Here is a 22,715-nt window from a genome sequence, read left to right on the forward strand (position 1 = left end):
CGAAAAAACGCCCAGTACGGACCGTCCCTTCCTGCAACGGCATGCAGCCAATATGCTCCGAAATCGGACGGGGGGCTGGAAACCGGGCTATCCGTTGTAACAGCCCGGCTTTTCGATGTGTGATGAACAGTCTGCCAACGCAGCGTGCCAGCGGCGATCATCGCCCCTTGCGGCGCGTCAACTGGCTCACATCCCGCACGGCGCCGCGCGCCGCGCTGGTCGTCATGGCGGCGTATGCCTGCAACGCTGTCGAGACGACGCGCTCGCGATCCGGCGTCCACGCGTCCACGCCCCTGTCTTCCATCTGCGCGCGCCGTTCCGACAACTCCGCATCGGGAACGGCCGTCCGCAGGATGCGGCCCGGGATGTCGATCTCGATGATATCGCCATCCTGAAGCAGTCCGATGGCGCCGCCTTCGGCGGCTTCAGGCGAGATGTGGCCGATCGACAGCCCGGAGCTGCCGCCCGAGAAGCGGCCGTCGGTGATCAGCGCACAGGATTCCGCCAGTCCTTTGGATTTCAGATAGCTGGTTGGATACAGCATCTCCTGCATGCCGGGTCCTCCCTTGGGGCCTTCGTAGCGGATCACTACAACGTCGCCCGCCTTGATCTTGCCGCCAAGGATCGCGGAAACGGCGGCGTCCTGACTCTCGAACACGCGGGCCGGTCCGGAGAACGTCAAAAGTCCCGCCGCGACGCCAGCGGTTTTCACGATGGCGCCGTCTTCGGCGATGTTGCCGTAAAGCACGGCCAGACCGCCGTCCTGACTGAAGGCGTGAGGTCCTGCGCGCAGGGCGCCCTTTTCGCGATCCGTGTCCAGCGACTTGTAGCGGCTGGCCTGCGAGAACGCCTGCGTCGTGCGGACGCCGCCCGGCGCCGCGCGGAAGAACTCGCGCGCAGCTTCGGGCGCCTCGCCGCCGATATCCCATTGTGTGAGCGCGTCGGAGACAGACGGCGCATGCACCATCGGCGCGTTGCGATGCAGCAGCGCCAGACGATCCAGCTCGCCCATGATGGCCGGGATGCCGCCCGCGCGATGCACGTCCTCCATGTGAACGTCGGACCGCGACGGCGCGACCTTGCAGAGGTTGGGCACGCGCCGCGACAGGCGGTCGATATCGGCCATCGTGAACGCGACCTCGCCTTCATGCGCGGCGGCGAGAAGATGAAGCACCGTGTTCGTCGAGCCGCCCATGGCGATGTCGACGGTCATGGCGTTCTCGAACGCCTCCCGCGTCGCAATGGAGCGCGGCAGCACGCTCTCGTCGTTCTCTTCGTAGTAACGGCGGGCCAAGGATACCGCGAGTTCGCCCGCCTTCAGGAAGAGTCCTTTTCGGTCGGCGTGCGTCGCCACCAGACTGCCGTTGCCCGGCAGGGAAAGGCCAAGCGCCTCGGTCAGGCAGTTCATCGAATTGGCGGTGAACATGCCGGAGCAGGAGCCGCAGGTCGGGCAGGCGGAACGCTCGATCGTCTCGGACTCGCTCTCGCTCACGTCCGGGTTGGCGGCGGCCACCATGGAGGTGACCAGATCGACGTGCCGCTCGATTCCGTCTTCTGTCACGCGTCCGGCTTCCATCGGGCCGCCGGAGACGAACACTGTTGGGATGTTCAGTCGCATGGCGGCCATCAGCATGCCGGGCGTGATCTTGTCACAGTTGCTGATGCAGACCAGCGCATCGGCGCAGTGCGCGTTCACCATGTACTCGACCGCGTCGGCGATCAGTTCGCGCGACGGCAGGCTGTACAGCATGCCGCCGTGACCCATGGCGATGCCGTCATCGACGGCGATGGTGTTGAATTCGCGCCCCACGCCGCCTGCTTCGGCGATGGCGCCGCAGACGAGTTGCCCGAGATCTTTCAGATGGACATGGCCGGGGACAAACTGGGTGAAGGAGTTCGCCACAGCGATGATAGGCTTGCCGAAATCGCCGTCCGTCATCCCCGTGGCGCGCCAGAGGCTGCGCGCGCCGGCCATGTTGCGGCCGTGGGTCGTGGTGCGGGAGCGGTAACCGGGCATGGGGCGACTCTTTTCGGATCTGAACGGACATTTACGGGCGCGACCCTGAAGCAGTGCGGTCGTCGCGCCGTTGAAGCCGACCATAGTAGCCTGAAACGGCGCTCACGTCAGCATCAGACGCGATTCGGGCCGCGACTTACGCCGCGTGCCAGTTGCCGCCCTGCTTGTAGGCCATGTTCAGATCTTCGATCATGTGATCGAAATCTCCCGCGTTCAGGATCGTTACCGTAGGGTCGAAGTTCTGGCCCGCGCGGAAAGCAGCGTGCAGCCGCCGGTTGAGTGCGCGGTTGAAAACGCCGGGACCAGTTTTGTAGGCGATGTACAAATCCTTGTGCAGAAAACTGTTCCGATAGATCGAGAGCAGGCAATCGGCGAGGATCGGGCTGTTACGGCGGCTGCCGAAGAAGTCGTTATGGACGTAGTGGTTGTCCGTCAGGAAGAACACGTGCGACGGCTGCAAAGAGATCTGGCGGGCGAACGCCTTGGGCGACCGTATTCTGATATCGGCGTCCAGCCACCAGCCGCCCAGTTCCTGAATGACATGAACGCGCAGGAAATCGGCTGCTTCCGCAGGGTGTCGAGCCGCAAGGAACAGATCACGCGCTTCGGCTCCATAGGTCGAATACAGCCACTCCGCGCCTTCCTCGCGATTGAACATGCGTACCGGCGCATCCAGCGTGTCTTGATGATGCTGAAGGTTTTCGGTGACTTCCTCCGGCGGGTCGCGGTCCCAGTACATGTAGACGGCGGGCGGTATCATCTGCTCCGGCGTCGCCGCCTTCTGCGGCGCCGAGGGCTTCAGGACGCTCAAGGCTGTCTCAAGATAGAGAACGTCCGCCTCTTCGCCGGTGTGGAAGCTCTCGAAACAGCAACCCATCCGCTCCAGCGCGGCCTTGGGACTCTGTTGCCGCCAGGCCATCTCGATGCCCGTTATGTAGTTGTAGATCGGGGTCGAAAGTCTCTGAAGCTGCTCCAGCTCTTCAGGCGGAACCGGCAGGCCAGCTTTCAGCAGGCACAGCAAACGGGCCTGGAGCAGCGACGAGGCTAGAGGATACTCGGTGGGACTCTTCGAGTGCAGGTTGAATGCGAGCCCGTAAAAATTCGCGGCCTCCCTGACCAGCTTGTGCATATGCAGAATGTTGGCGAGTGCGAAGGCGTGCTCGACAGTGCCGCCGCCATGCTTGTTGTAGTAATTCTGGGCCTGATGATTCCCGGCGAAATCTTCAAGCGAGAAATCTGACGCCTTGTCTACTGCAACGAACACGAAACCGTCGGCGTCAAGGTTTTCAGTGGTCATGACCTGTTCTTTATTGCTCTCTGTCACGCGCCGCATCGAGCGGCGTTCACGGGTTTCATCTGCCCAGCATTTCGCTGACATTGCAACATAGGGCGCAGGACGCGCCGCGGCCGCGTGGCCGGTATTTTCAGGCGCTCTCGGCTCCCCCCGCGCGCCATTCCCGCGTGAGGGTAGCGACCAGTTGAGCGGCCGGTATGAACCGACTGCGTCGGACGCCGCTCCCGGCCCAGAAGGCGCCGTAACCGCTCTCCCCCCCCGCGCGCGCGGCGGCGTCGAGCGCTTTTCCGGCATCGTAGGCATAGGGGTAGGGCGGGGTCGCCGGGCGATCGTTGCGCGCGCCCAAAGCGGTGAAGCGATTGACAAGGCATCGGGCGGGGCGCCCCGAAATTGCGGAGGTCATCACGGTGACGTCCCCCTCCGACGCGCTCCCGGACGCCGCCAGCGCCGTGCGGTAAGCTGGGCTGGCGGCGCTCTCGTCTGCGGCGACGAAGGCCGTGCCAAGCTGCGCTGCGCACGCTCCGGCCTGCAGAACCGCTGCGACGTCCCGGCCGTTCATCAGCCCTCCCGCTGCGAAAAGAGGGGTAGACGTGGTCTGAGACAGCTCCCCGAGCAGCGTGTGCAACGGAAGCTTTCGGTCCGCCCCCTGCGGATCGAAGACGCCGCGATGGCCGCCGGCCTCGTGGCCTTGGGCGATCAGGACGTCCATGCCTGCCGCGTCGGCCACTTGCGCCTCCAATACGCTGGTCACGCTTGTGGCGAGCAGAGCGCCAGATCGCCGCAGGACGTTGGCCGCATGCGCTGACGGCGCGCCGAAATGAAAGCTGACCAGCGCCAGCCGTTCTTCAGCCAGCATGGTGAGCATGGCGTCGTTGTCGAGGAAGCTGAGATAGATTTCGCGCAACGATTCAGGCGGGACCGCGTCGTAGCGCGCGAATTCCGGTCGCAGCCATTCCAGCCATGCGGCGGCGCGATCGGGCGCGCACTCCTCCGAGCGATGGCAGAAAAGATTCACTGAAAAAGGACGGTCGGTGAGGCGACGGGTTTCACGGATCGCGGCTCTGGCGGCCTCAACGCTCATGGCGCCAAGACCCAGCGAGCCCAGACCGCCTGCCTCTGACACTGCGGCGGCTAAAGCAGGCGTGGACACGCCGGCCATCGGCGCCTGCACGATAGGCGTGGTCATGCCGAGGCGGCGCAAAACGGGATGCAATTCGGTCATCGCTTCGGTTCCTTGGCGCGCGATGAGGCGCTGTTTCCGGCGTTGATCTGAGGCATGAGCAGGGACAGGATCGTCGCAGCCGCCTCGTCGGGCGTGCGCGGACGGACGTCCTCTCCACCGGGAAACGCCTGAGCGCGCATTCGCGTTGCAGTCGGGCCGGGATCGAACAGAGAAACGAGGAAGGCCGGGCGGTCCGCCATCTCTTCCCGCCAGCTTTCCACAAGCGCTTCGAGCGCTGCGCGGCAGACTGCGCCGCCGCTCCGAAAACGTCCCGGCGCAGTATCCTGCCGGTTGATGAGAATGACGGCGCGGCCAAGCGCCGCCTCCCTGAGAAGAGGCGTTGTCGTCCGAAGCAGCCGCATCGACGCGATGAGATTGACGCCCAGCGCCTGCTCCCAGTCCTTGTCGCGGATGTGCGCGACGGGACTCAACGGGACGAACATGGCGGCAGCGTGGACCAGCAGGTCAAGCCGCCCAAAGCGTCGTGCGATGGACGGCCCGAGCGCGTCTGCTCCGCTCCCGTCAGCGAGGTCGAGCGGCAGCAGGGTGGAGCGCCGTCCCGTGGCGGCGAGGATCAGATCGTCGGTTTCTTCAAGCCCGCCGACCGTACGCGCAGTGATGACGCAATGAGCGCCCTGCGCGGCGAGGGCGACGGCGACGGCCCGCCCAATGCCCCGGCTTGCGCCCGTCACCAGCGCGACTTTGCCCGTTAGTGGCCCTTCGGGGCACCCAATGGATGACGCGGCGCCTGAGGCAATGTCGGCGTTTGCAACTGCGCCTTGAGCCGTCCCGGTGAACGCACCCGCAAGCGGACTTTTGGTCGGTCCGCTCATGAGTCAGCTCAGGCCGCGTCGGCGCCGTGTTCCTGCTCGTAATCGACAAGCGGGATCGGATAATCGCCGGTGAAGCAGGCGTCGCAATACCGGATGCGGTCTGCGTCGCGCTTTTCATGGCCGAGCGCACGATAAAGCCCGTCGAGCGAGATGAAGGCGAGGCTGTCGACGCCGATCAGTTCCGCCATCTTCGCCACGTCATGCTGCGCCGCGAGCAGCTTGCTGCGCTCGGGCGTGTCGATGCCGTAGAAGCATGAATGCTTCGTGGGCGGCGAGGAAATGCGCATATGCACTTCCGCCGCCCCCGCCGCGCGCACCATGTCGACGATCTTGCGCGACGTGGTGCCGCGCACGATCGAGTCGTCCACCAGCACGACGCGCTTGCCGTCGAGCATGGTGCGGTTGGTGGAGTGCTTCAGACGCACGCCGAGGTTGCGGATGTGGTCAGTCGGTTCGATGAACGTCCGGCCGACATAGTGATTGCGGATGATGCCCAGTTCGAACGGGATGCCGCTGGCCTGCGCGTAACCCATTGCCGACGGAACGCCGGAATCCGGGACGGGGACGATGACGTCGGCGTCGACAGCGCTCTCACGCGCCAGTTCGACGCCGATCTGCTTGCGCACGTTATAGACCGACATGCCGTCGAGCACCGAGTCGGGGCGGGCGAAATAGATGTATTCGAACACGCAGAAGCGCGATTGCGTCGGGATGAACGGGCGCACCGAGCGCACGCCGCTCTTGTCGATGATGACCAGTTCGCCCGGCTCCACGTCGCGCACGAATTCGGCGCCGACGATGTCCAGTCCGCAGCTTTCCGAAGCCAGCACCCAGCCGGACGCGTCGTCGGCGGAGCCGGGGATGCGCCCGAGCACCAGCGGACGCACGCCCAGCGGGTCGCGCACGCCCATCAGCGTCTCCCGCGACAGTACAACGAGCGAATATGCGCCCTGCACCTGCTTGAGCGCGTCGATCAGCCGGTCTTCGACCGTCGCGTAGAGCGAAATGGCGATCAGGTGAATGAACACCTCGCTGTCCATCGTCGACTGGAACAGACATCCGCGACGTATCAGAGCTTTGCGAAGCGTGTTCGCGTTGGTCAGGTTGCCGTTATGGGCGACGGCCAGACCGCCGAACTCGAACTCGGCGAAAAGCGGCTGTACGTTGCGCAGCAGCGTGTCGCCGGTCGTCGAATAGCGATCGTGCCCGATCGCGTTGGCGCCCGGAAGGGCCGCCATGACGCGGGAGTCACTGAAAACGTCGCCGACAAGGCCGAGGCCCTTGTGCGTATGGAAGCGCTCGCCGTCGAAAGTGACGATGCCGGACGCCTCCTGCCCGCGATGCTGGAGCGCATGCAGGCCAAGCGCGGTGATCGCTGCGGCGTCCGCTGTGTTCCACACGCCAAAGACGGCGCATTCCTCATGCAGTTCGTCGCCGCCGTGACGGTCGTCCGGATCGATCGTGTCCTGCCACGATGAAGAGGTCTGGAGCATGGATGGGTCCCTTTTGGGCGTCCGCCTCACCGGCAGAACTGGCGATACGTCACGGGGTGGAGGAGCCGGACGCGTCCGGGCTCTTCCGTTCGGCGAGGTCATGGCGCGAGCCGCCCGGCGGCGCAAGACCTGATCCCGCGAATTTGGGGAGAAGCGGCGCCAAATGCGAGGCCTCGTTCGCCGTTCTGCGCGCCATTTCTTGCATGAGAGGGTTGTCACGCATTTGCGCCGCCCAGTGATACGCAGGCGACACCCATGTCGACAATGCGTACATGGCCGCGACGACGACGAACCCCCGCAAAGCCCCGAACACGCCGCCCAGCAGACGATCAAGTCCGGCAAACGGTGATAACAGCACCAGCCGGGACACGCGGGACGCGATGACGCGGCATAGAACCAGCAGCACGGCGAACGTTCCGACGACTCCGAGCCAATAAGCGATGAAGTGGTTCGAAATCTGTCCGTCCAGCCACATGGTCACCTGATCGTGGAACGCGCCTGTAAGCGCCAGCGCGACGATCCAGCTCGCGAGGCTCAGGACTTCACGTGAAAAGCCGCGCCAGACGCCAAACAGAGTGGAGATCGCTACGAGGCCGAGCGCCGCCAGCCCCAGGGTTCCCGGAGGGTGCGAGAACAGATCGTCACGCCAGGCCAGAGCGGCGGACTGTGCGGCTGATTGCGCGGCCGCGACGCTCGTATCGGTCAGAGACGCCATGACCGGCTCCATGACGCAGGCGAGGACGTATTCGGAGGCTGGACGCCAGAGCCAGTCGGAGCAGCGGCCGTTCCTGCGCCGCCCTCACGCCCTACGGTCGGGCGCAGGCTGTGTCCGATATAGGGTTCGTCAGGGTGTCCATGCCGACTCATGCTGGGGCTTATGCCACTCAAGTCGCGTCGAGTCATCGAATCCCGCGTCGTCGGCGAAAGGCGTGCGTAGCAGGTCGCCCGGCGCTACGGCAGCTTGCTTGTCGCCACCCGCCACGGAGCCATGCGCCGGGCGCCCGTGCGTGTGGGCGAGCGGCTGAGGCGCAGGCTGAGTTCCCCCATTTCGATACGGGCGTGTAATTCGGTCCAGACCGTCTCCGGGTCGACGCCCGCAAGCCGCCACAGATGCAGCAGGGATTCCAGAAACGCTGCGCTTTCCCGCACGACCCCTTCGGGATCGCCTGCAATGGAGGCGATTGTGCATGCCGTTGCGGCGGCGCCGGTTTCACGTGCGACGACATCCCCGGACGCCTCTCCGGCGCCCAGCCGCGCCAGCGAAAGGCTTTTGACGGCGGAGGGCGACTTTTCTGTCATCGGACGATCATGAGGAGCGGGATGCGACCTCGTCAAATCTGTCACCGAGGGCGGTCTCCTGCTGCATTCGCCTGCTGATTCTGCGCATGTTGAATTTGGACGCCCATCTGAAACGCCCCGATGGCGAAAAAGCCCCCGCATGTCTGGCATAACGCGCAAGCGTTGCGGACCGGTAAGAGGGGCGGGGGATTCACGGTCCGACTTCCGCCGCGTTGTCCCGGCACCACAGCGCGACCTGCTCATGGGTCGCGAACCAGACGTCTCCGCGGGCGCGGGCTGCTTCCAGTAATGCGGAGATCACGCCGACGCGGCTGCGATGTCCGCTGACATGCGGGTGGAGCGTCAGCAGGAAAAGGCCGCCTTCGTCGTAGGCTCCGTCGAACTCAGCCATGAAAATATCCAGCACATCGCGCGGCGCGGTGTATGGGCGCAGGGCCGAAAACCGGTCGAAATTGAAATAGACGGCGTCGTCGCGGATCCATTCGGGCGGTAGTTCGACAATGCCGGTGGCTTCCCCGTTCTGGAGAAGTTCGTAAGGGTCGTCGTCAGCCATCAGACTGCTATCGTACAGAAGCCCCATCTGCCGGATGATGGAGAGCGTGTTGACCGAGAAGTCCCAGCTTGCCGTGCGGATGCCGGCGACCGGGCGACGCCCGATGTCCTGCAGTACCGCCTGCGCGCGGGTTGTCAGGTCCAGCTCGGTCTCGCCGTCGAGATGCGTGTTGCGCTCATGAATCCAGGAGTGGATGCCGATCTCATGCCCATCGGCGACGACGCCCCGGACTTCGTCGGGGTAGAGCAGGGCGGAGACCGCAGGATAAAAGAATGTCGCAGGCACGGCGTGGCGTTGCAGCAGGTCCCGGATGCGCGGCACGCCACGTCGATGGCCGTAGTGGCCCTGACTGATGCGCATGGGGCTTTCGTCGCTGTCGCGCAGCGGAATCGTGTCATGATCGGCGTCGAACGAGATGGCGAAAGCACAGCGCGCGCCATCGGGCCAGGCTTTCGGACGCAGGGAACGCCCGGCGCGTGCGCGCCCGACGGCGGCTCGCCAGTAGTTTTCCGGCCATTGCCATGGGGGGAGCTTATCGTTCGGGAGTTCGGTCATAGGGCTATGTCCATCATGTCCTGCTCTCGCCTGAGTGTTGTCGTCACTGGTTCCGCGCCACGCCACCGGGCGTCCATGCGCCGCGCAATGGGAATGAAGAGAGCCGACCCCAGTGCTGCCAGCGACGCCAGGGCGCACAGATCGCCAAACAGGTGGGCGTACGCCATCGGCGCGGCGGCTCCGTCGCTCGCCCCTCCGACAGAGACGCCGGTAGCGACGACGCTGCCAAGATAACTCGTCAGCCCGGCCAGCACGGAAAAGCACCCCATCAACTGTCCTGTTGCACCCGGGGGCGCATATCGTGCGATTGCGGCCAGCCCGAGCGCTGCAATCAGTAGCTCGCCCGCTGAGAACAGGCCGTACCCCGCCACCATCCACCATGGCGAAATTGTCGCGTTGATGCTGGCGAGGGCGGCGGCGCGCCAGAGCTGAAACGAAAGCGCAAGGAAGATGAAACCGCACAGGAAGCGGATCGGCAGGGAAATCGGTCGGTCACGACGCTCGGCGCGATGATAGAGCGCGGCCAGACCGGGAGCGATGGCGAGGATCCACAAGTTGTTCAGGGATTGAAACTGTCCGGCCTGCAGCGTCCAGTTTACGCTCGCCACACGAATCGTAGTCGCGACATGGTCTCGGGCGAAACTGGTAAGGGATGTCGCGATCTGCTGGTTGAACAGAAAAAACAGGACCGCCTGCGCCTGTAATGCGAAGGACAGCCGCAGCCCCAGGCGCCAGGCTGGCGTCGCGCGACGGTACAGAAAACTCCAGACCAGCAGAATGGCGATCGCCGCGATCCAGATGCAGATCCGGGCCAGCGTCGGGTAATGCAGCAGGACAAAGGCGAGGCCGATTGCGGCGGCGCATGCGGGCCATACCCATGTGTCGCGTTTTCGCGCTGCCGCCACGGTGCGAGGAAGGGTCAGGGATACTGCGAAACCCACCCACAAGACGGCGGCTGCGATGGCGAAGCTCTTCCGCCACCCGATATGTTCGGCAAGGAACGGAATTGCGATAGCTGCGACGGTCGCGCCGATATTGATCGACATATAGTAGATGGTGAAGACGATATCGACGCGATCCGAGGCGTCGCTGAAGGTCTGTCGCAACAGGCTGGCAACGTTGGGTTTGAAAATTCCGCCGCCCAGTATCAGCACGGCGAGCACAAGAGACACTCCCGCCGAGCCGCCCAGACCGCAGGAGAGACCGCTGTATCCGACGGCCAGCAACGCCATCGCGATTGTCACTGTCCGTCGCGTGCCGAGAACTCTGTCGCCCAGCCAGCCGCCCAGAACAGGAATGCCGAACATCAGGGCGCTGAATGCGCCCCACAGCATCACGGCTCCCTGTTCCGTCAGCCCCATGGTCTGCACGAAATACGCTATCGAAACGCTTTGCAGGCCGTAAAAGCCAAAACGTTCGCAGATTTCCAGGCAGGCGATTTGCAGAAACGTGCGGTTGCGGGAATGCATCAGAAGAAACGCACGCTGGCTGGGGCGGCGTGGGCGCGCTGCAAGGGCCGCTCCGAACGAGGCAAGGGCCACCATCTGGTCTGAAGACTCTGCGCGTGCCCCGGACCATCCTGATGAATTCTTGTAGTCGCAAACATACAAGGGGAAATTTCAGGGCAGGAGGCAGCGAAACTCGCACTGCCAATCGCGCAGAAAACACTACTCGTCTGATACCGGCCAGACGCATCTGCGTTCCGCGCTGGACGCGCACGACGTTGCGACGAAAGGCGATAGCTGCGGGAGGCGAGGGTTCTCTGACGGCCATCGAGCATGGTCATTCTGTAGACGAAATGGAAGCGCGTGAAAACCTTTCGCCACGCAGGTTGCGGCGTCCTCTCCTGTTTGCTGCAGCGGTCAGCTTTCGAACGGCGCCCCCCCCCGGGCCGCCGCCGCCGAGACCATAGCCAGCGCGGTTTCAGTCCGCCGCCGCGTTCGCGCCAGCCAGCCTCGTCCGAAGCGTCGAAACCCGTCACGGGAACGATATTCACGTTGCTGCATGCCGCAGAGGACCATCACGGTCGCCATTTCCGCGCCGCCCGGTCGTGCTAGTGCGCGGCGTACCTCCGGGCCAATGCCGCTGCTGGGCGGAAGTCCGAGCCGCGCATGCAACGCAGCCAGAGAGTCGGGATCGATCTGGGGCAAAAGGTCTGTGACGTCGATATGCGACACTGCATCAAGGGTTTTTGGCCCGATGCGTCCGTCCGCCACAGCGCCGACGATGCGCTGCAGCAGCGTCGCAGACGCGCCCACGCCGCAATTCCAGCCGAAGTCGAACGTCATGAGATCGACGCCCGCAGGAAGCGCGGATCCCGCCAGCGGATTCCAGTAGCGCGAGCGGGCGATGGCGTCGAAAGTCTTCAGGTCCAGCGCGCGCATGTTGTCCGCCGAAATCGCCACGGGCGCGGACCATGCGGCCAGCGTCATTGCGGAGACGCCGTAATGGCTGCCGATCAGCGTGTCGCCTTTTCCTTTGTCGCCGCACAACCAGTTTCCTGGATCTTTGGGATCGTCGTTGTATCCGCCTTCCGCCGTACGGACGAAATCGAGGCATGCGTCGAAATTCTGGGCGGTCAAGAAACGTCTCCGGTGCTGGCGGCGAAAAGCCGCGACCGCGCACCGATGCGTGCGGCGGTCGTCGGGACGTCATCTTACGTGTCTCTGACGACAAAAATCTGATTGAAAACAGGCGGGAGCATCACAGAAGCGGGTTCCGACGGCCGCTTTCTGCAGTCAGCGCGGAGTATGGAAAATACCCAGAGAAGAACCGGGGAAGAGGTTTGCGGGCGTCCTGTCAGCGTCGTCTAGTGACACCCGAGCAGTAGACACTAACCGAAGGCGCAAAAATGCGCTTTAGGCTCATTCAAGATCGTTAGCCCAGGCGCTGTCGGGCCGCTCTTCAGGCTACAGGCGCCAGGACGTCTCCCGGAACGCCATTCATGGCGGTCAGCGCATCCGTCGGAGAGAGCTTCACCTGCACGCCCCGCGCGCCTCCGTTCGCGACGATATACGGCTGTTCCAGAGCCTCGCGCGCCAGAATTGTTGGCGTCGCCTTGCGGCGGCCGAACGGACTGATCCCGCCGACTTTGAATCCGGTCACGCGCTCGGCGTCGGCAGGTTTCATCATCCGGGCGCTCTTCCCGCCCGCTGCCGCCGCAAGCTTTTTCATACTCAGCTCGCGCGCCACTGGAATCACGACGCAGACGGCCGCGCCATCGACCTCGGTCATCAGGGTTTTGAACACTCGGTCTTCCGGCTCGCCCATGGCGGCGGCGGCATGGACTCCAAGCCGATCCGCCGATGGGTCGTAATCGTAGGACAGCGTTTCGAACGGGACGTTAGTACGGCGCAAAAAGGCGGTGGCGGGCGTGGTCTTGCTCATGTGCGAAGCCTACACCAGCGCCTCGCTCGGAGATATCCCGCATGGCGCATGGCATTGGTTCATTTGGCTCGCCATGTGAAGACAATAATATTCACCGCGCGAACCGAGTGAAGGATGTGACGGCGGCCTGTTCACTCCACCGCTGACCCAGCAAACCGGTGTCCGCAATTCTCTGGATGCTCGAGCGATGCTTGTTCGCGTTCACTCATGAACGTGGCTCTTTGGCGCTGTTTTGATTGAGCATCTTGATCCGTGCGCATGGATGCACCCCGCCGGGACCTGCTTTAACGGAACGCGAACCGGACCCCACCGGGTAGACTGCGCAAGCCGCGCCATGCCTGCACACGAAATCGACGCATCAACATCCGCACTTATGATGTCCGGTCGTGTCCGCCTCCCCGAAGTTTCGAATAATCTCGTGGGCTGCATCCGGTGATCGACCTGAAAGCGGCGCCGAACGCGCCGCTGCTTTCGTAGCCGACTTCAAGTGCTGCGTCGGTGACGCTGTGACCGCGCGCCAGCAACTCTTGCGCGGCCAGCACACGCAGACGCCGCCGCCATGTGGAGAAGGGCATGCCGGTCTCCGTCATGAAACGTCGCACGAACGATCTGGGTGACATTCCGGCGTCGCTCGCCCAGTCGGGCTGTTCACGTGGATCGGCAGGATTGTCGCTTAACAGATCGGCCACGCGTCGAAGACGCGGGTCCATCGGAAGCGGCAGAGACAGGGCCGCGTGCGGCAGTGAGCGGAATTCATCCCAGAAACTCTCGGCCAAACGAAACAGCGGCTTATCCCAAATCATGCCGGAGGCATGGCGCGCAAGGCGTTCCGCCTGCGCGCGAAGCAGTCGCGATCCCTGCGTCAGGAACGGTTCGGACGACAAAGTCTGGCTGCGGGCTTCGCTGATATACAGAAGCCAGCCGGTAATGGCGCCGTGGGAACGCGCCTGATGCGGTAGTCCGGGCGGAAGCCACAGGCACTGGCCGGGACCGATCTGCCAGTAGGACTGCTCGGTCCTGATGCCGATAACGCCTTCATCAACCCCGAGAATCTGCCCGTAAGCGTGCTCATGCCGTTCAGCCATGCGGCGGGTCGTCTGGCTGAAATATCCACCGTTCAGCCACGGCGGATCGCCTGCGGCAGAGTCCAGGGCGAGGGGCGGCATGGGGAGCGTGGCGCGCATGAGTCGAAATATGGCCTGCAGACGTGAGCACGCCAAGCGTAGGAGGCTTACCATGGGCGACATGACCAAATCCCCGCAGCGGGCGGCCTTCATGGAAGAGAAAGCAGATGAAAATCGGTTTCATAGGACTGGGAGCCATGGGCGTAGTGATGGCCGGGCGCCTGATCGACACAGGGTATGATCTCGTCGTGCACAACCGCACGCGCGCCAAAGCCGACGCTCTTGTCGCGCGTGGCGCCGTCTATGCAGAAACTCCAGCGGACGTCGCACGGGATGCGGACGTTGTCTTTTCCATGTTGTTTGATGATGCTTCCACTCAGGACGCGACCTTCGGCGACAACGGAATCGCGACGACGCTCCAGCCTGGAGCCGTCCATGTGTGTTGCAGCACCCTCTCGCTCGCGCAGGCGCGTCGGCTGCGTGACGGGCACGCCGAACGCGGGCAGGCGTACGTCAGCGCCAATGTTCTCGGGCGCCCGCCCGCCGCGGAGGCCGGGCAGCTTTATGTCATCGCCGCCGGAGGCGAGGAAGAAGTGGAGCGGCTTGGGCCCATACTGCAATGCTTTGGCCCCCATCTTTTCGTTGTGGGGACAGATCCCGTTCAGGCGAACCTCGTCAAACTTTCTCTGAATTTCATGATCTATTCGACCATAGAGCAGATGTCAGAGGTCTTTGCGCTGAACGAAAAAGCCGGAACCGACCCGCGCAAGATATTCGATATTATGACGGGAAGTTTCTACAATGCGCCGGTTCACAAGAATTACGGAAGCCTGATGGTCGACAAAAGCTACGACGCGCCGGGCGCGCCGGTCACGCTGGGGCTTAAGGACGTGAAAATGTTCATGGACGCTGGCGGAGAATATGCGGTCCCGCTTCCCTATGCCTCGGTTGTGCGAGACAGGTTGCTGAGCGCGATAAGCGCCGGAGACGGTGAACGGGATTTCGTCGTGTTGTTCGAGCGCGCACGGCAGGAAAGCGGCCTGAAGTGAGGGCTCCCCAAAGAAAACGTGAACCCATTCTGCTGATCATGGGAAGTGTGAGGTCTGGAAGGCGTTGCCCGGAGATCTCGGAATGGATTGCCGCGATCGGGCGCGCCGCAACCGGCGCGGACGTCGCGATCGTCGATCTGCGCGACTGGCCCTTGCCCATGGATGGCGAACCGTCCATTCCCGCTCTGGACGACTACACACAGGCGCATTCAAAGGCATGGTCTGAAAAAATCGCGAATGCGGCGGGTTATGTCTTCGTTGCGCCACAGTATAACTGGGGCTATCCGGCGGCGCTGAAAAATGCGATCGACCATTGCTACAAGGAATGGCGGGGAAAGCCCCTGTTTGTCGTTACCTATGGAGGGCACGGCGGCGGAAAATGTGGTGCGCAATTGCTGCAGGTCGCTGAAGGTTTGAAGATGCGCGCCATAACGCCTTTTGTAGAGCTGCACCTCTCGGAAGAGGTCATCCGTGGCGGTGTTCTGGATATAGAGCGCGAGTTCGGCTCCCGGCGAGACGCAGTGGTCATGGGGTTCGAGGCGCTGCTGGAGGCGATATGGGACCCGGAGAGCCAGTGACGAGGTGGGCTTTCTGGAAGCGTGTGTTGAAGTCCGCCATGCTCTGTTGAGTTTGATCAAAGATTGCGGGCAGGGGCGTCATGAAAACACGTTCAAGTGCAACGTGAGTTCTCTATAAGATTTGCTTCGTTCGTGTTCTCAGGCGTTGTGATTCTCTGGACTCGGCCTCCGAACGCACAAATGGCGCGTCGATCCGTCCCCATCTGTCACATCCAAAAACTGGTGCTGGCTGGGCTTGGCGAGGCCTTGCAGGCAAGCGTCTGCGGCTGACCTGAGCCGTTTCAATCCCTGCAACATGGCTCGTCCCCGGAAGCTCAGCGCGGCCATGACGAACAGGCTGCGCCGCGCGACGTCGCCTTGGCCTATGTCAGGTTTGCGATCGCCAATCCGGGTCTCTTCACGTTGATGTTTCGGGGGCGACGCCATCGACCGCAAGGATGCCGATTTCCAAGCGGCGTCCGCGCGCGCGTTCGCCTGGCAGGCATGGCGCAGGCGGGAGAGCAAGAGGACCGCGCCGCGACCATGGTTTCTCTCTGGGGAAAGGTGCACGGCGTGGCCGTCCTTGCGGTAGACGGTCTCTTGACTGGAATCGCCGACACAAACAGCCTGGAGGCGTTTGATGGTCTGATTGAAAGGGTGTTTCGCTAATTCTTCCTGGGTGCGAAATACAGCGTTGCGGTGTTCAGAACGTAAGACTGGATGCCAGAAACGGCCTGGTCTTCACCGCCGCTTCCCCAACGTCACGGCAAGCGCGATATCGGCCAGCCTGCCGAAAGGCGCCCGCAGCAGCGAAGGAAGGTTCCAGCGCCGTTGGATGAACACGCCCTTCGCGTGGCTCATGCTGCGAAAGCCTTCTATGCCGTGATAGGCGCCTATGCCGCTGGCTCCGACGCCGCCGAAGGGTAGATCGTCGAGCGCCACATGGATCAGCGTGCTGTTGATGCCGACATTGCCTGATGTCGTGCGCGCCAGCACTTTCCGGCGGTCGGCGTCGTCGTCGCCAAAATAATACAGGGCGAGCGGTCGCGGCCGGGCATTTATGAGGTCGATGACCTCGCCGATTGCGCGATACGTCATGATCGGAAGAATGGGACCGAAGATTTCCTCGCGCATGACCGCAATGTCGCTTCTGATCGCGACGACCAGCGTCGGAGCGATGGTGCGGATTCTGTCGGCCGCCGTCTCTGGTCGCACCCCGATCCGGATGATGCGTGCGCGCCTCTCGCGGGCGTCCTCAATCAGGGCGTTCAAACGTTCGTAGTGTCGGTCACTGATGATGGACGCATAATCGTCGCTGGTTGGGCCGTCTGGATAGGTTCGGATAACCGTTGCGTCAAAGCGCGCGATGAATGCCTCAAGATCGTCTTCGTGCACGAGCGCGTAATCCGGCGCTACGCAAGTTTGGCCGGCGTTTGACAGTTTGCCGAACACGATACTGCTCACCGCCCGCTCGGTAACATGACCACGCGCTACGATGACCGGACTTTTGCCGCCAAGTTCCAGCGTAACGGGAACAAGATTTTCGCTGGCTGCTTGCATGATTTTATGGCCGACCGACGTGCTGCCGGTAAAAAGCAGATGGTCGAACGCCAATCGACTGAACGCAGCCCCGACCTCAGCTCCGCCTAAAATCACAGCCACGACGTCTTTGGCAAAAACTTCGGCCAGTATCGTCTGGATCAAGCTGCTTGTGCGAGGCGTCAGCTCGGAGGGCTTCACCATGACGCGGTTGCCTGCGGCCAACGCAGTCGCGAGCGGGATCATCACCAGTGAGATCGGGTAGTTCCATGGCGCCATCACACCGATCACGCCTTTGGGCTGCCAGATAATTTGGGCGCGGCCTCCTTGATAAACCAGACTGACGTGACGCTTCTCCGGTCGCATGAAGCGGTGAAGGTTTCGTGTCAGGTAATCAATGGCCTGAATGACCCCGACAATCTCCATCAGATCAGTTTCGTAGTATGATCGGCGTCCAAAATCGGCGTCAACTGCTTTGCATAACGCGGTACGGTGGGACAGCACAGCCACGCGCAGACGGGCGAGACGCGCCTTGCGTTCAGCTATTCGTGGCGAAGCATCGCGGAGGAAAGCTGTGCGTTGGTCGTGTAATATCGCCTCCATCACAGTCGCGGACCCAGCATCGTTTGGCATGGTAAGGGGGGCGCTCCGTGTCGATGTGGATGCGGGGAGCCCCATGACGCCGCCCGCAAAGCTTTTGAGTGTTTGGTGGCAACGAAAGTGCCTGCGTTGATCGTAGCCGCATGGGGTGCAGTTTCAAGTTGAAGTGCGTCGCATCATGATATCGCCGGCCTTGGGCGGAAACCGTCGATGAGCTTGCCCATTCCAAGAATAATATTAACGCAGGACTCGACGGATTCATCTGCATGTAAATCATATCGACATATTTTGATATAACGAGGTGACATGACGCTCATGTAGAGTGATGTCTGATCAAGCGCCTGCGAGGGATCCAAAAAATCTCCGTTTGTCGAGGCTGATAATAAAAAAATAACAACCAAAGTCCGACATATCGGATCGCAAAGAGGAATCGCGCACATGTGGCTCCGGCAAATAATCATGGCGTCGACACTGCTGCTCCTCGCTTGCTCGGCGGCGATAGCCCGTCCGGCCAACGACGTAACAACAAATTATTACTCGGATCCGCAACACACAAAATGGATCGGGTCGACCGAACTTACATGTGGGGGCGGCAGAATTTCTTTCGGTCGGCGGAGTCAATATTACACGCGTCAGAGCGATTCATGCGGCGATCACAGGGTTGGCGTAGACGCGGTAAAGGCGTACGGCGCCAGTAGACTTCCGCCGCTTCAGGTGTGTTATTCCATCTGCGATCGTAAATACGGCCGCCCTGGAATGTGCCTTCCGGATGGAACCTGCCCGGATCGTGAGGCGCTTGATGCGTGTCTGGATACATGTAAACAGGAGTACGCGACCCCATAAAATGCGATCGGAATCCGATATTGCGTTGCAAATTCCGGCTGAAGTGCGTCGTTGCATGGGCTCAGGAGGAACTGGGCGCCGAATGACGGGACTGTAAGCTCGTAGACGATATAGCGAGCGCTCGTCACATCGCACAGCGTTTTCTGTGGAGTTCGTGGAGAGAAGACAGTCAGGTTTCGCCTTTCACCTCAGGTATGTAGGGCGCCATTTTCGCTTCCGCAAAGCTGACATTACCGCATTGCGACGGGTTCGGGCCGGAGTATTGGCAACCGCACCACGCAACCTTGCAGGCGGTTGACCCGAATGCGACAGCCAATTGCTCAAGCACGGACGGCCCGCAGCGCACATTCCGGCGTTGGGCTCCTTGGATTGCACCGGAGACGGGCGATGAGGATTCTGTGGCGACGGGGGCGCCAGCGCGTTTGGACAGGAGTAAACCGGAGAAAGGTCTTTTCGTTTGCCCATGCAACGCCTGATCGGCTGCCTCTAGCGCCGGGTCCAGCCTCGCGGTCGGCTGCTCCGATGTCGGTTCGATCTCGATATCGGGCGCAACGCCTCTAATGCTCCAGGACTGTGCTATCTGGCATGGTCTCATTTTCCACTGCGATCTGTATGGAGCCGCCATCGGGCAACGGATAATAGTGGCTGCCACGTGCCGAGCCGTTTGTGAGCTGGCCAATAAGGATTGCTCTCTCGGCTTGCTGCAACACCCGAGCCGAAATTTCAGCGGCGTTGACTGTTCCTAGAGAGCGTTATGCACTTTGCGGGAGCAGGCTGGCTGCGTTTTTCAGCATGAAACCTGCGAATGCGATGGTGTGCATAACACCCTCTAGCTCGTCGCGGCGAATCAGTATTCTGGTGTTTGGGCCATGATCGTCTCTAGATAGGTTTTGTACAGCGTCTGAAAGACCGGCCCGGGATGCCCCTCGCCCACAGTTTGACCGTCAAAGGCGACGACGGGCACGGCGATGGTCGAGGCGCTGGTGTAGAAGGCCTCGCTGGCCGTCAGAACTTCATCGGGCGTGATGTTGCGTTCAACAAGGTCGAGCCGCATGCCGTGGGCGATCTTCATGATCGTCCGGCGCGTGACGCCCGGAAGCACGGCTGACGACAGGCGTCGCGTGACGATCTGTCCCTCCTTGGTGACGATGAACGCCGTAGATGAGGCGCCTTCGGTTATCGAACCGTCGCGGACCATCCAGGCTTCGTTGGCTCCTGCCTGTTGGGCGGCCTGCTTCGTCAGAACCTGCGCCAGAAGCGACGTCGATTTGATATCGCATCGGCTCCAGCGTTGGTCGGGCAACGTCACGACCTTCGCGCCAGTTTCGATGATCGGGTTGTCCTGAACGCGCTTGAACTGTGGAAACATGACGATCGTAGGAGCAAGGCCGGTCGGGTATTGGAAATTGCGTTCGGCGACGCCACGCGTGACCTGAATGTAGATCAGTCCGTTTTCCAGTCCGTTGCGTCGCGCCAGATCGCGCTCGATTTCTGTCCAGACACTGGCCGAATAAGGATTGGGAATGTCGATCTCGCGGAGGGAGCGGTCGAGGCGCGTAAGATGGGCGTCGTCGTCGGCGAAACGTCGTTCGATGACCGCCGTCACTTCATAAACGCCGTCGCCGAACAAGAAGCCGCGATCCATCACCGGAATGGAAGCAGCGCTCAGTGGCGTGAATTCTCCGTTGACGAAGGCGATACGGTTGTCTTGTGCATGTGTCATGTCTGTCCGCCTGTTTCCTTCCGGGATGGAAATCATGGTCCCAAAGCACGTCTAGGCGCGGCAGAGCTCGAAATCATGCGCGATCTTCGCGCTGATTATTCAGGGAGGTTATAGTTGGGGTCGAGACATTGCTTGACGTAAGGCCTCCGGCGCGACGAGTCAGGAACCTGATACAGGGGGGTTCGTATGACCGGATTTGATCTCGTCCTTCGCAATGGCACGGTTGTGTCCGGAACGACGGAGCGCACCGATATTGGGTGCCGCGACGGGAAAATCGTCGAGATCGGCGATCTGGCACGGGCCGTGGCGCGGGAAGTCGTCGACTGCACGAACCTGCATGTCTTGCCTGGGTTGATTGATCCGCATGTGCACTTGCGCGATCCGGGTGATCCGGCTGTCGAAACGTTTGACGCCGGCACGCGCGGCGCGGTGCTGGGCGGAATCGCAACTGTGTTCGATATGCCCAACACCTCGGAATCGGTGACATCGACAGACGTGCTGAATCGCAAGCGGGCGATGCTGGACGGCGCGGTGTGGTGTGACGTCGGCCTTTATGTCGGCGCGACGAAGGCCAACATTCCCGAGCTGGCGGAGTTGGAAGTTCAGCCGAATGTCTGCGCGATCAAGGTGTTCGCGGGCAGTTCGACCGGAGATCTGCTGGTCGAAGATGATGAAAGCCTCGAACGGCTGATGCGTAGTGGACGTCGTCGCGTCTGCTATCATTCGGAAGACGAATATCGCCTGCAGGCGCGCAAGGCGTTGTTCCACGAGGGGCAGCCGCATCGCCTTCATATGGAATGGCGCGATGAGGAATGCGCCTTTCTCGGGACGCGGCGGCTGATGGCTTTGGCGCGCAAGACCGGGCGGCCAGCGCATATCCTGCACACCTCCACTGCTGAGGAGCTTGCTTATCTGCAGGGTTATCGCGATCTGGCGACCGTCGAGGTGTTGGTCAATCATCTGACGCAGATTGGCCCGGACGTATACGATCGCCTTGGCGGCTACGCCATCATGAACCCGCCGATCCGCGATCGGCGGCATTACGACGCCGCCTGGGCGGCGGTGAACACGGGTGGCGTGGACTGCATCGGGTCGGATCACGCGCCGCACTCCCGCGCGGCGAAGGAGCGCCCCTGGCCGAATACGGCGGCGGGGCTGACCGGCGTGCAGACGCTGGTTCCGATCATGCTCGATCATGTCAATGCGGGGCGTCTGTCACTTGCTCGCATGGTGGAGTTGATGGCTGAGGGACCTGCGCGAGTCTATGGGGCTCTGGGCAAGGGAAAGATTGCGCCGGGGTACGACGCCGACTTCACGCTCGTCGATCTGCAGGCGACCCAGATAATCGAGGAAAGCTGGATCGCCTCGCCCTGTGGCTGGACGCCGTTCGCGGGGCATCGTTGCACGGGGTGGCCAAAAGCGACGATCGTACGTGGCGCCCTCGTCATGCGAGAGGACGAGGTTTTGGGGCAGCCGGCGGGTCGTCCGGTCGGCTTCAGAGTCGCCTGAGGCTGGAGGGTTCTAAGAATCTCTCTTTTCCCGTTGGAAGGAAAGACATAATCCTTTGATATTATGTGAGGCATGGAAGCTGAAATAGAGGCTTTTCGAACCCGCCGACTTGCTCCGCGGCAGCGCCCGGACTCAAGGCTTTCTTAAAGCCTGAAAATCCTGTGACGGGCGTTGTTCAACCGGGTTCCTCGATCGGGGCGATCCGGGTAAAAACATCCCGCATACGGTCGAGGAAAAAGCGGGCAAGGCGGGATAATTCCCTGTTTTCAGCCCAGATCGCGGAGGCCGTCACGGGAATGTCGGGCAGGAACGGGCGGCTCACCAGATCGTAACGACCGCCGCGGGCGGTCAGGGGATCCACGATCGCCACCCCCGCGTCGGCTTCCGCCAGCGCGCAGGCGCTGTTGCCGTAGCGGACTTCGGTGGCGAAATCGAAGGGAACGTCCGCGCGCTCGAATGCGTCGCGGATCGCTTCGCCCAGCCGTGTTCCGCGTTCCAGAGCAATGAAGCGATGCGCCAGCAGATCGCCGGGTTCGACGACTTTCTTGCGCGCAAGTGGATGATCCGGACGCATGACGCAGACCATTTTGCCTTCGAACAGGACCTCGCTCGCCAGCCCTGGCTGCTCACGAAAACCAAGAATGAAGCCGAGTTCCGCGTGATTCGTCTCGACGCCCGAGACGACGCCTTCATAGCGGCGGACGTCAAAATAAGTGCGGATCTTCGGGCGTTGGGCTTGAAGCTCGCGGATCGCCGTCACGACGACGCTGTAGCCGAGCGGAGGGGTGGCGACTAGGCGCAGGCGACCGGCCCGGCTGTCGCGCAGATCGCGGATGCGGTTCAGCAACCGTTCGTGCATTTCGAAGATCGCTTCGGCGTCCTCGGCCAGCAGCCGCGCTTCCGGCGTGGGATAGAGGCGATTGTTCACGCGCTGGAACAGCACGAAGCCCGCCTGATCCTCCATTGTCTTGATTGCGTTGCTGATGGCGGGCTGCGACAGTCCCAATGTTTTGGCGGCCGCGACGGTCGTGTTGTAGCGGATGATGGCCCGAAGAATCTCGATCTGTCTCAGGTTCATCCATAAGTCCAGTGAATAGGGTGGGGTGAATTTTGATTGC

The 22,715-nt window shown here is 62.2% G+C and carries 22 protein-coding genes; 4 read left to right on the forward strand and 18 right to left on the reverse strand.

What is annotated here, in order from left to right:
• Window positions 1-157: 157 nt before the first annotated feature.
• The 13 genes from ilvD to G442_RS0110705 form a co-directional block, all read right to left on the reverse strand.
• On the reverse strand, window positions 158-2,017 hold the full coding sequence (gene ilvD, locus G442_RS0110645) for a dihydroxy-acid dehydratase (RefSeq protein WP_026397984.1): 1,860 nt from the start codon (window positions 2,015-2,017) through the stop codon (window positions 158-160).
• Between the two features lie 136 nt (window positions 2,018-2,153).
• Window positions 2,154-3,314, reverse strand: coding sequence for a glycosyltransferase family 32 protein (locus G442_RS0110650; RefSeq protein WP_026397985.1), 1,161 nt, complete (start codon window positions 3,312-3,314; stop codon window positions 2,154-2,156).
• Window positions 3,315-3,441: 127 nt separating this feature from the next.
• Entirely contained in the window at window positions 3,442-4,533 is a 1,092-nt protein-coding gene (locus tag G442_RS0110655; RefSeq protein ID WP_026397986.1) for an NAD(P)H-dependent flavin oxidoreductase, read from the reverse strand.
• The gene (locus G442_RS21885; protein WP_084440521.1) at window positions 4,530-5,366 is read right to left on the reverse strand and encodes an SDR family NAD(P)-dependent oxidoreductase; all 837 of its coding nucleotides are present in this window, start codon (window positions 5,364-5,366) and stop codon (window positions 4,530-4,532) included. Before G442_RS21885 ends, G442_RS0110655 begins: the two co-directional genes overlap by 4 nt.
• 8 nt (window positions 5,367-5,374) lie before the next feature.
• The gene (gene purF / locus G442_RS0110665) at window positions 5,375-6,859 is read right to left on the reverse strand and encodes an amidophosphoribosyltransferase (RefSeq protein WP_026397987.1); all 1,485 of its coding nucleotides are present in this window, start codon (window positions 6,857-6,859) and stop codon (window positions 5,375-5,377) included.
• A gap of 49 nt (window positions 6,860-6,908) precedes the next feature.
• Window positions 6,909-7,574 (reverse strand): CvpA family protein, encoded by a 666-nt coding sequence (locus G442_RS23955; RefSeq protein ID WP_051292200.1) that lies wholly within the window; start codon window positions 7,572-7,574, stop codon window positions 6,909-6,911.
• The gene (locus G442_RS25085) at window positions 7,562-7,726 is read right to left on the reverse strand and encodes a hypothetical protein (RefSeq protein WP_154660366.1); all 165 of its coding nucleotides are present in this window, start codon (window positions 7,724-7,726) and stop codon (window positions 7,562-7,564) included. The genes G442_RS23955 and G442_RS25085 overlap by 13 nt, the downstream gene beginning before the upstream one ends.
• An 84-nt stretch (window positions 7,727-7,810) precedes the next feature.
• Window positions 7,811-8,158, reverse strand: a complete 348-nt coding sequence (locus tag G442_RS23960; protein ID WP_084440541.1) for a nucleoside triphosphate pyrophosphohydrolase family protein — start codon at window positions 8,156-8,158, stop codon at window positions 7,811-7,813.
• A 190-nt stretch (window positions 8,159-8,348) separates the two neighbouring features.
• The gene (locus G442_RS0110680) at window positions 8,349-9,266 is read right to left on the reverse strand and encodes a polysaccharide deacetylase family protein (protein ID WP_026397988.1); all 918 of its coding nucleotides are present in this window, start codon (window positions 9,264-9,266) and stop codon (window positions 8,349-8,351) included.
• A complete protein-coding gene (locus G442_RS21900) occupies window positions 9,263-10,810 on the reverse strand; it encodes a peptide MFS transporter (RefSeq protein ID WP_051292202.1) in 1,548 nt (515 codons plus the stop codon). The genes G442_RS0110680 and G442_RS21900 overlap by 4 nt, the downstream gene beginning before the upstream one ends.
• 318 nt (window positions 10,811-11,128) lie before the next feature.
• Window positions 11,129-11,848 (reverse strand): glycoside hydrolase family 108 protein, encoded by a 720-nt coding sequence (locus tag G442_RS0110690; protein ID WP_026397989.1) that lies wholly within the window; start codon window positions 11,846-11,848, stop codon window positions 11,129-11,131.
• A 322-nt stretch (window positions 11,849-12,170) separates the two neighbouring features.
• Window positions 12,171-12,653 carry a Cys-tRNA(Pro) deacylase gene (gene ybaK, locus G442_RS0110700; RefSeq protein ID WP_026397990.1) on the reverse strand — a complete coding sequence of 161 codons (483 nt, stop codon included), beginning with the start codon at window positions 12,651-12,653 and terminating at the stop codon, window positions 12,171-12,173.
• 371 nt (window positions 12,654-13,024) lie between these two features.
• Window positions 13,025-13,837 (reverse strand): AraC family transcriptional regulator, encoded by an 813-nt coding sequence (locus tag G442_RS0110705; RefSeq protein WP_246789411.1) that lies wholly within the window; start codon window positions 13,835-13,837, stop codon window positions 13,025-13,027.
• Window positions 13,838-13,944: 107 nt separating this feature from the next.
• On the opposite strand from G442_RS0110705, the gene G442_RS0110710 reads away from it, so the two are divergent.
• The 3 genes from G442_RS0110710 (at window position 13,945) to G442_RS26560 (ending at window position 16,052) form a co-directional block, all read left to right on the forward strand.
• Complete coding sequence (locus G442_RS0110710; RefSeq protein ID WP_026397992.1) at window positions 13,945-14,826, forward strand: NAD(P)-dependent oxidoreductase; 882 nt, start codon at window positions 13,945-13,947, stop codon at window positions 14,824-14,826.
• The gene (locus G442_RS21905) at window positions 14,823-15,404 is read left to right on the forward strand and encodes an NADPH-dependent FMN reductase (RefSeq protein ID WP_246791232.1); all 582 of its coding nucleotides are present in this window, start codon (window positions 14,823-14,825) and stop codon (window positions 15,402-15,404) included. The genes G442_RS0110710 and G442_RS21905 overlap by 4 nt, the downstream gene beginning before the upstream one ends.
• A gap of 405 nt (window positions 15,405-15,809) precedes the next feature.
• Window positions 15,810-16,052 (forward strand): hypothetical protein, encoded by a 243-nt coding sequence (locus G442_RS26560; RefSeq protein ID WP_371863402.1) that lies wholly within the window; start codon window positions 15,810-15,812, stop codon window positions 16,050-16,052.
• 72 nt (window positions 16,053-16,124) lie between these two features.
• On the opposite strand, the gene G442_RS0110725 is transcribed toward G442_RS26560, so the two are convergent.
• From G442_RS0110725 to G442_RS0110730, 4 genes are all read right to left on the reverse strand, one after another.
• Window positions 16,125-17,555 carry a coniferyl aldehyde dehydrogenase gene (locus G442_RS0110725; protein WP_051292204.1) on the reverse strand — a complete coding sequence of 477 codons (1,431 nt, stop codon included), beginning with the start codon at window positions 17,553-17,555 and terminating at the stop codon, window positions 16,125-16,127.
• Between the two features lie 979 nt (window positions 17,556-18,534).
• Entirely contained in the window at window positions 18,535-18,960 is a 426-nt protein-coding gene (locus tag G442_RS25765; RefSeq protein ID WP_146882247.1) for a hypothetical protein, read from the reverse strand.
• The gene (locus G442_RS26565; protein ID WP_369423553.1) at window positions 18,923-19,075 is read right to left on the reverse strand and encodes a hypothetical protein; all 153 of its coding nucleotides are present in this window, start codon (window positions 19,073-19,075) and stop codon (window positions 18,923-18,925) included. Before G442_RS26565 ends, G442_RS25765 begins: the two co-directional genes overlap by 38 nt.
• 137 nt (window positions 19,076-19,212) lie before the next feature.
• Entirely contained in the window at window positions 19,213-20,088 is an 876-nt protein-coding gene (locus tag G442_RS0110730) for a D-amino-acid transaminase (protein ID WP_026397994.1), read from the reverse strand.
• 186 nt (window positions 20,089-20,274) lie between these two features.
• On the opposite strand from G442_RS0110730, the gene G442_RS0110735 reads away from it, so the two are divergent.
• Window positions 20,275-21,597, forward strand: coding sequence for a dihydroorotase (locus tag G442_RS0110735; protein ID WP_026397995.1), 1,323 nt, complete (start codon window positions 20,275-20,277; stop codon window positions 21,595-21,597).
• 175 nt (window positions 21,598-21,772) lie between these two features.
• Here G442_RS0110735 and G442_RS0110740 read toward each other — a convergent pair whose 3' ends face one another.
• Window positions 21,773-22,675 (reverse strand): LysR family transcriptional regulator, encoded by a 903-nt coding sequence (locus G442_RS0110740; protein WP_026397996.1) that lies wholly within the window; start codon window positions 22,673-22,675, stop codon window positions 21,773-21,775.
• Between the last annotated feature and the right edge of the window lie 40 nt (window positions 22,676-22,715).

This window comes from Acetobacter nitrogenifigens DSM 23921 = NBRC 105050 (assembly GCF_000429165.1).
Taxonomy (GTDB): domain Bacteria; phylum Pseudomonadota; class Alphaproteobacteria; order Acetobacterales; family Acetobacteraceae; genus Acetobacter; species Acetobacter nitrogenifigens.

Coding starts and splice junctions, on each gene's coding strand:
- ilvD (WP_026397984.1), bottom strand. CDS start 2,017: ATGCCCGGTTACCGCTCCCGCACCACGACCCACGGCCGCAACATGGCC.
- G442_RS0110650 (WP_026397985.1), bottom strand. CDS start 3,314: ATGACCACTGAAAACCTTGACGCCGACGGTTTCGTGTTCGTTGCAGTA.
- G442_RS0110655 (WP_026397986.1), bottom strand. CDS start 4,533: ATGACCGAATTGCATCCCGTTTTGCGCCGCCTCGGCATGACCACGCCT.
- G442_RS21885 (WP_084440521.1), bottom strand. CDS start 5,366: ATGAGCGGACCGACCAAAAGTCCGCTTGCGGGTGCGTTCACCGGGACG.
- purF (WP_026397987.1), bottom strand. CDS start 6,859: ATGCTCCAGACCTCTTCATCGTGGCAGGACACGATCGATCCGGACGAC.
- G442_RS23955 (WP_051292200.1), bottom strand. CDS start 7,574: ATGGCGTCTCTGACCGATACGAGCGTCGCGGCCGCGCAATCAGCCGCA.
- G442_RS25085 (WP_154660366.1), bottom strand. CDS start 7,726: ATGAGTCGGCATGGACACCCTGACGAACCCTATATCGGACACAGCCTG.
- G442_RS23960 (WP_084440541.1), bottom strand. CDS start 8,158: ATGACAGAAAAGTCGCCCTCCGCCGTCAAAAGCCTTTCGCTGGCGCGG.
- G442_RS0110680 (WP_026397988.1), bottom strand. CDS start 9,266: ATGACCGAACTCCCGAACGATAAGCTCCCCCCATGGCAATGGCCGGAA.
- G442_RS21900 (WP_051292202.1), bottom strand. CDS start 10,810: ATGGTGGCCCTTGCCTCGTTCGGAGCGGCCCTTGCAGCGCGCCCACGC.
- ybaK (WP_026397990.1), bottom strand. CDS start 12,653: ATGAGCAAGACCACGCCCGCCACCGCCTTTTTGCGCCGTACTAACGTC.
- G442_RS0110705 (WP_246789411.1), bottom strand. CDS start 13,837: ATGCGCGCCACGCTCCCCATGCCGCCCCTCGCCCTGGACTCTGCCGCA.
- G442_RS0110710 (WP_026397992.1), top strand. CDS start 13,945: ATGAAAATCGGTTTCATAGGACTGGGAGCCATGGGCGTAGTGATGGCC.
- G442_RS26560 (WP_371863402.1), top strand. CDS start 15,810: ATGTTTCGGGGGCGACGCCATCGACCGCAAGGATGCCGATTTCCAAGC.
- G442_RS0110725 (WP_051292204.1), bottom strand. CDS start 17,555: ATGCCAAACGATGCTGGGTCCGCGACTGTGATGGAGGCGATATTACAC.
- G442_RS25765 (WP_146882247.1), bottom strand. CDS start 18,960: ATGAGACCATGCCAGATAGCACAGTCCTGGAGCATTAGAGGCGTTGCG.
- G442_RS0110730 (WP_026397994.1), bottom strand. CDS start 20,088: ATGACACATGCACAAGACAACCGTATCGCCTTCGTCAACGGAGAATTC.
- G442_RS0110735 (WP_026397995.1), top strand. CDS start 20,275: ATGACCGGATTTGATCTCGTCCTTCGCAATGGCACGGTTGTGTCCGGA.
- G442_RS0110740 (WP_026397996.1), bottom strand. CDS start 22,675: ATGAACCTGAGACAGATCGAGATTCTTCGGGCCATCATCCGCTACAAC.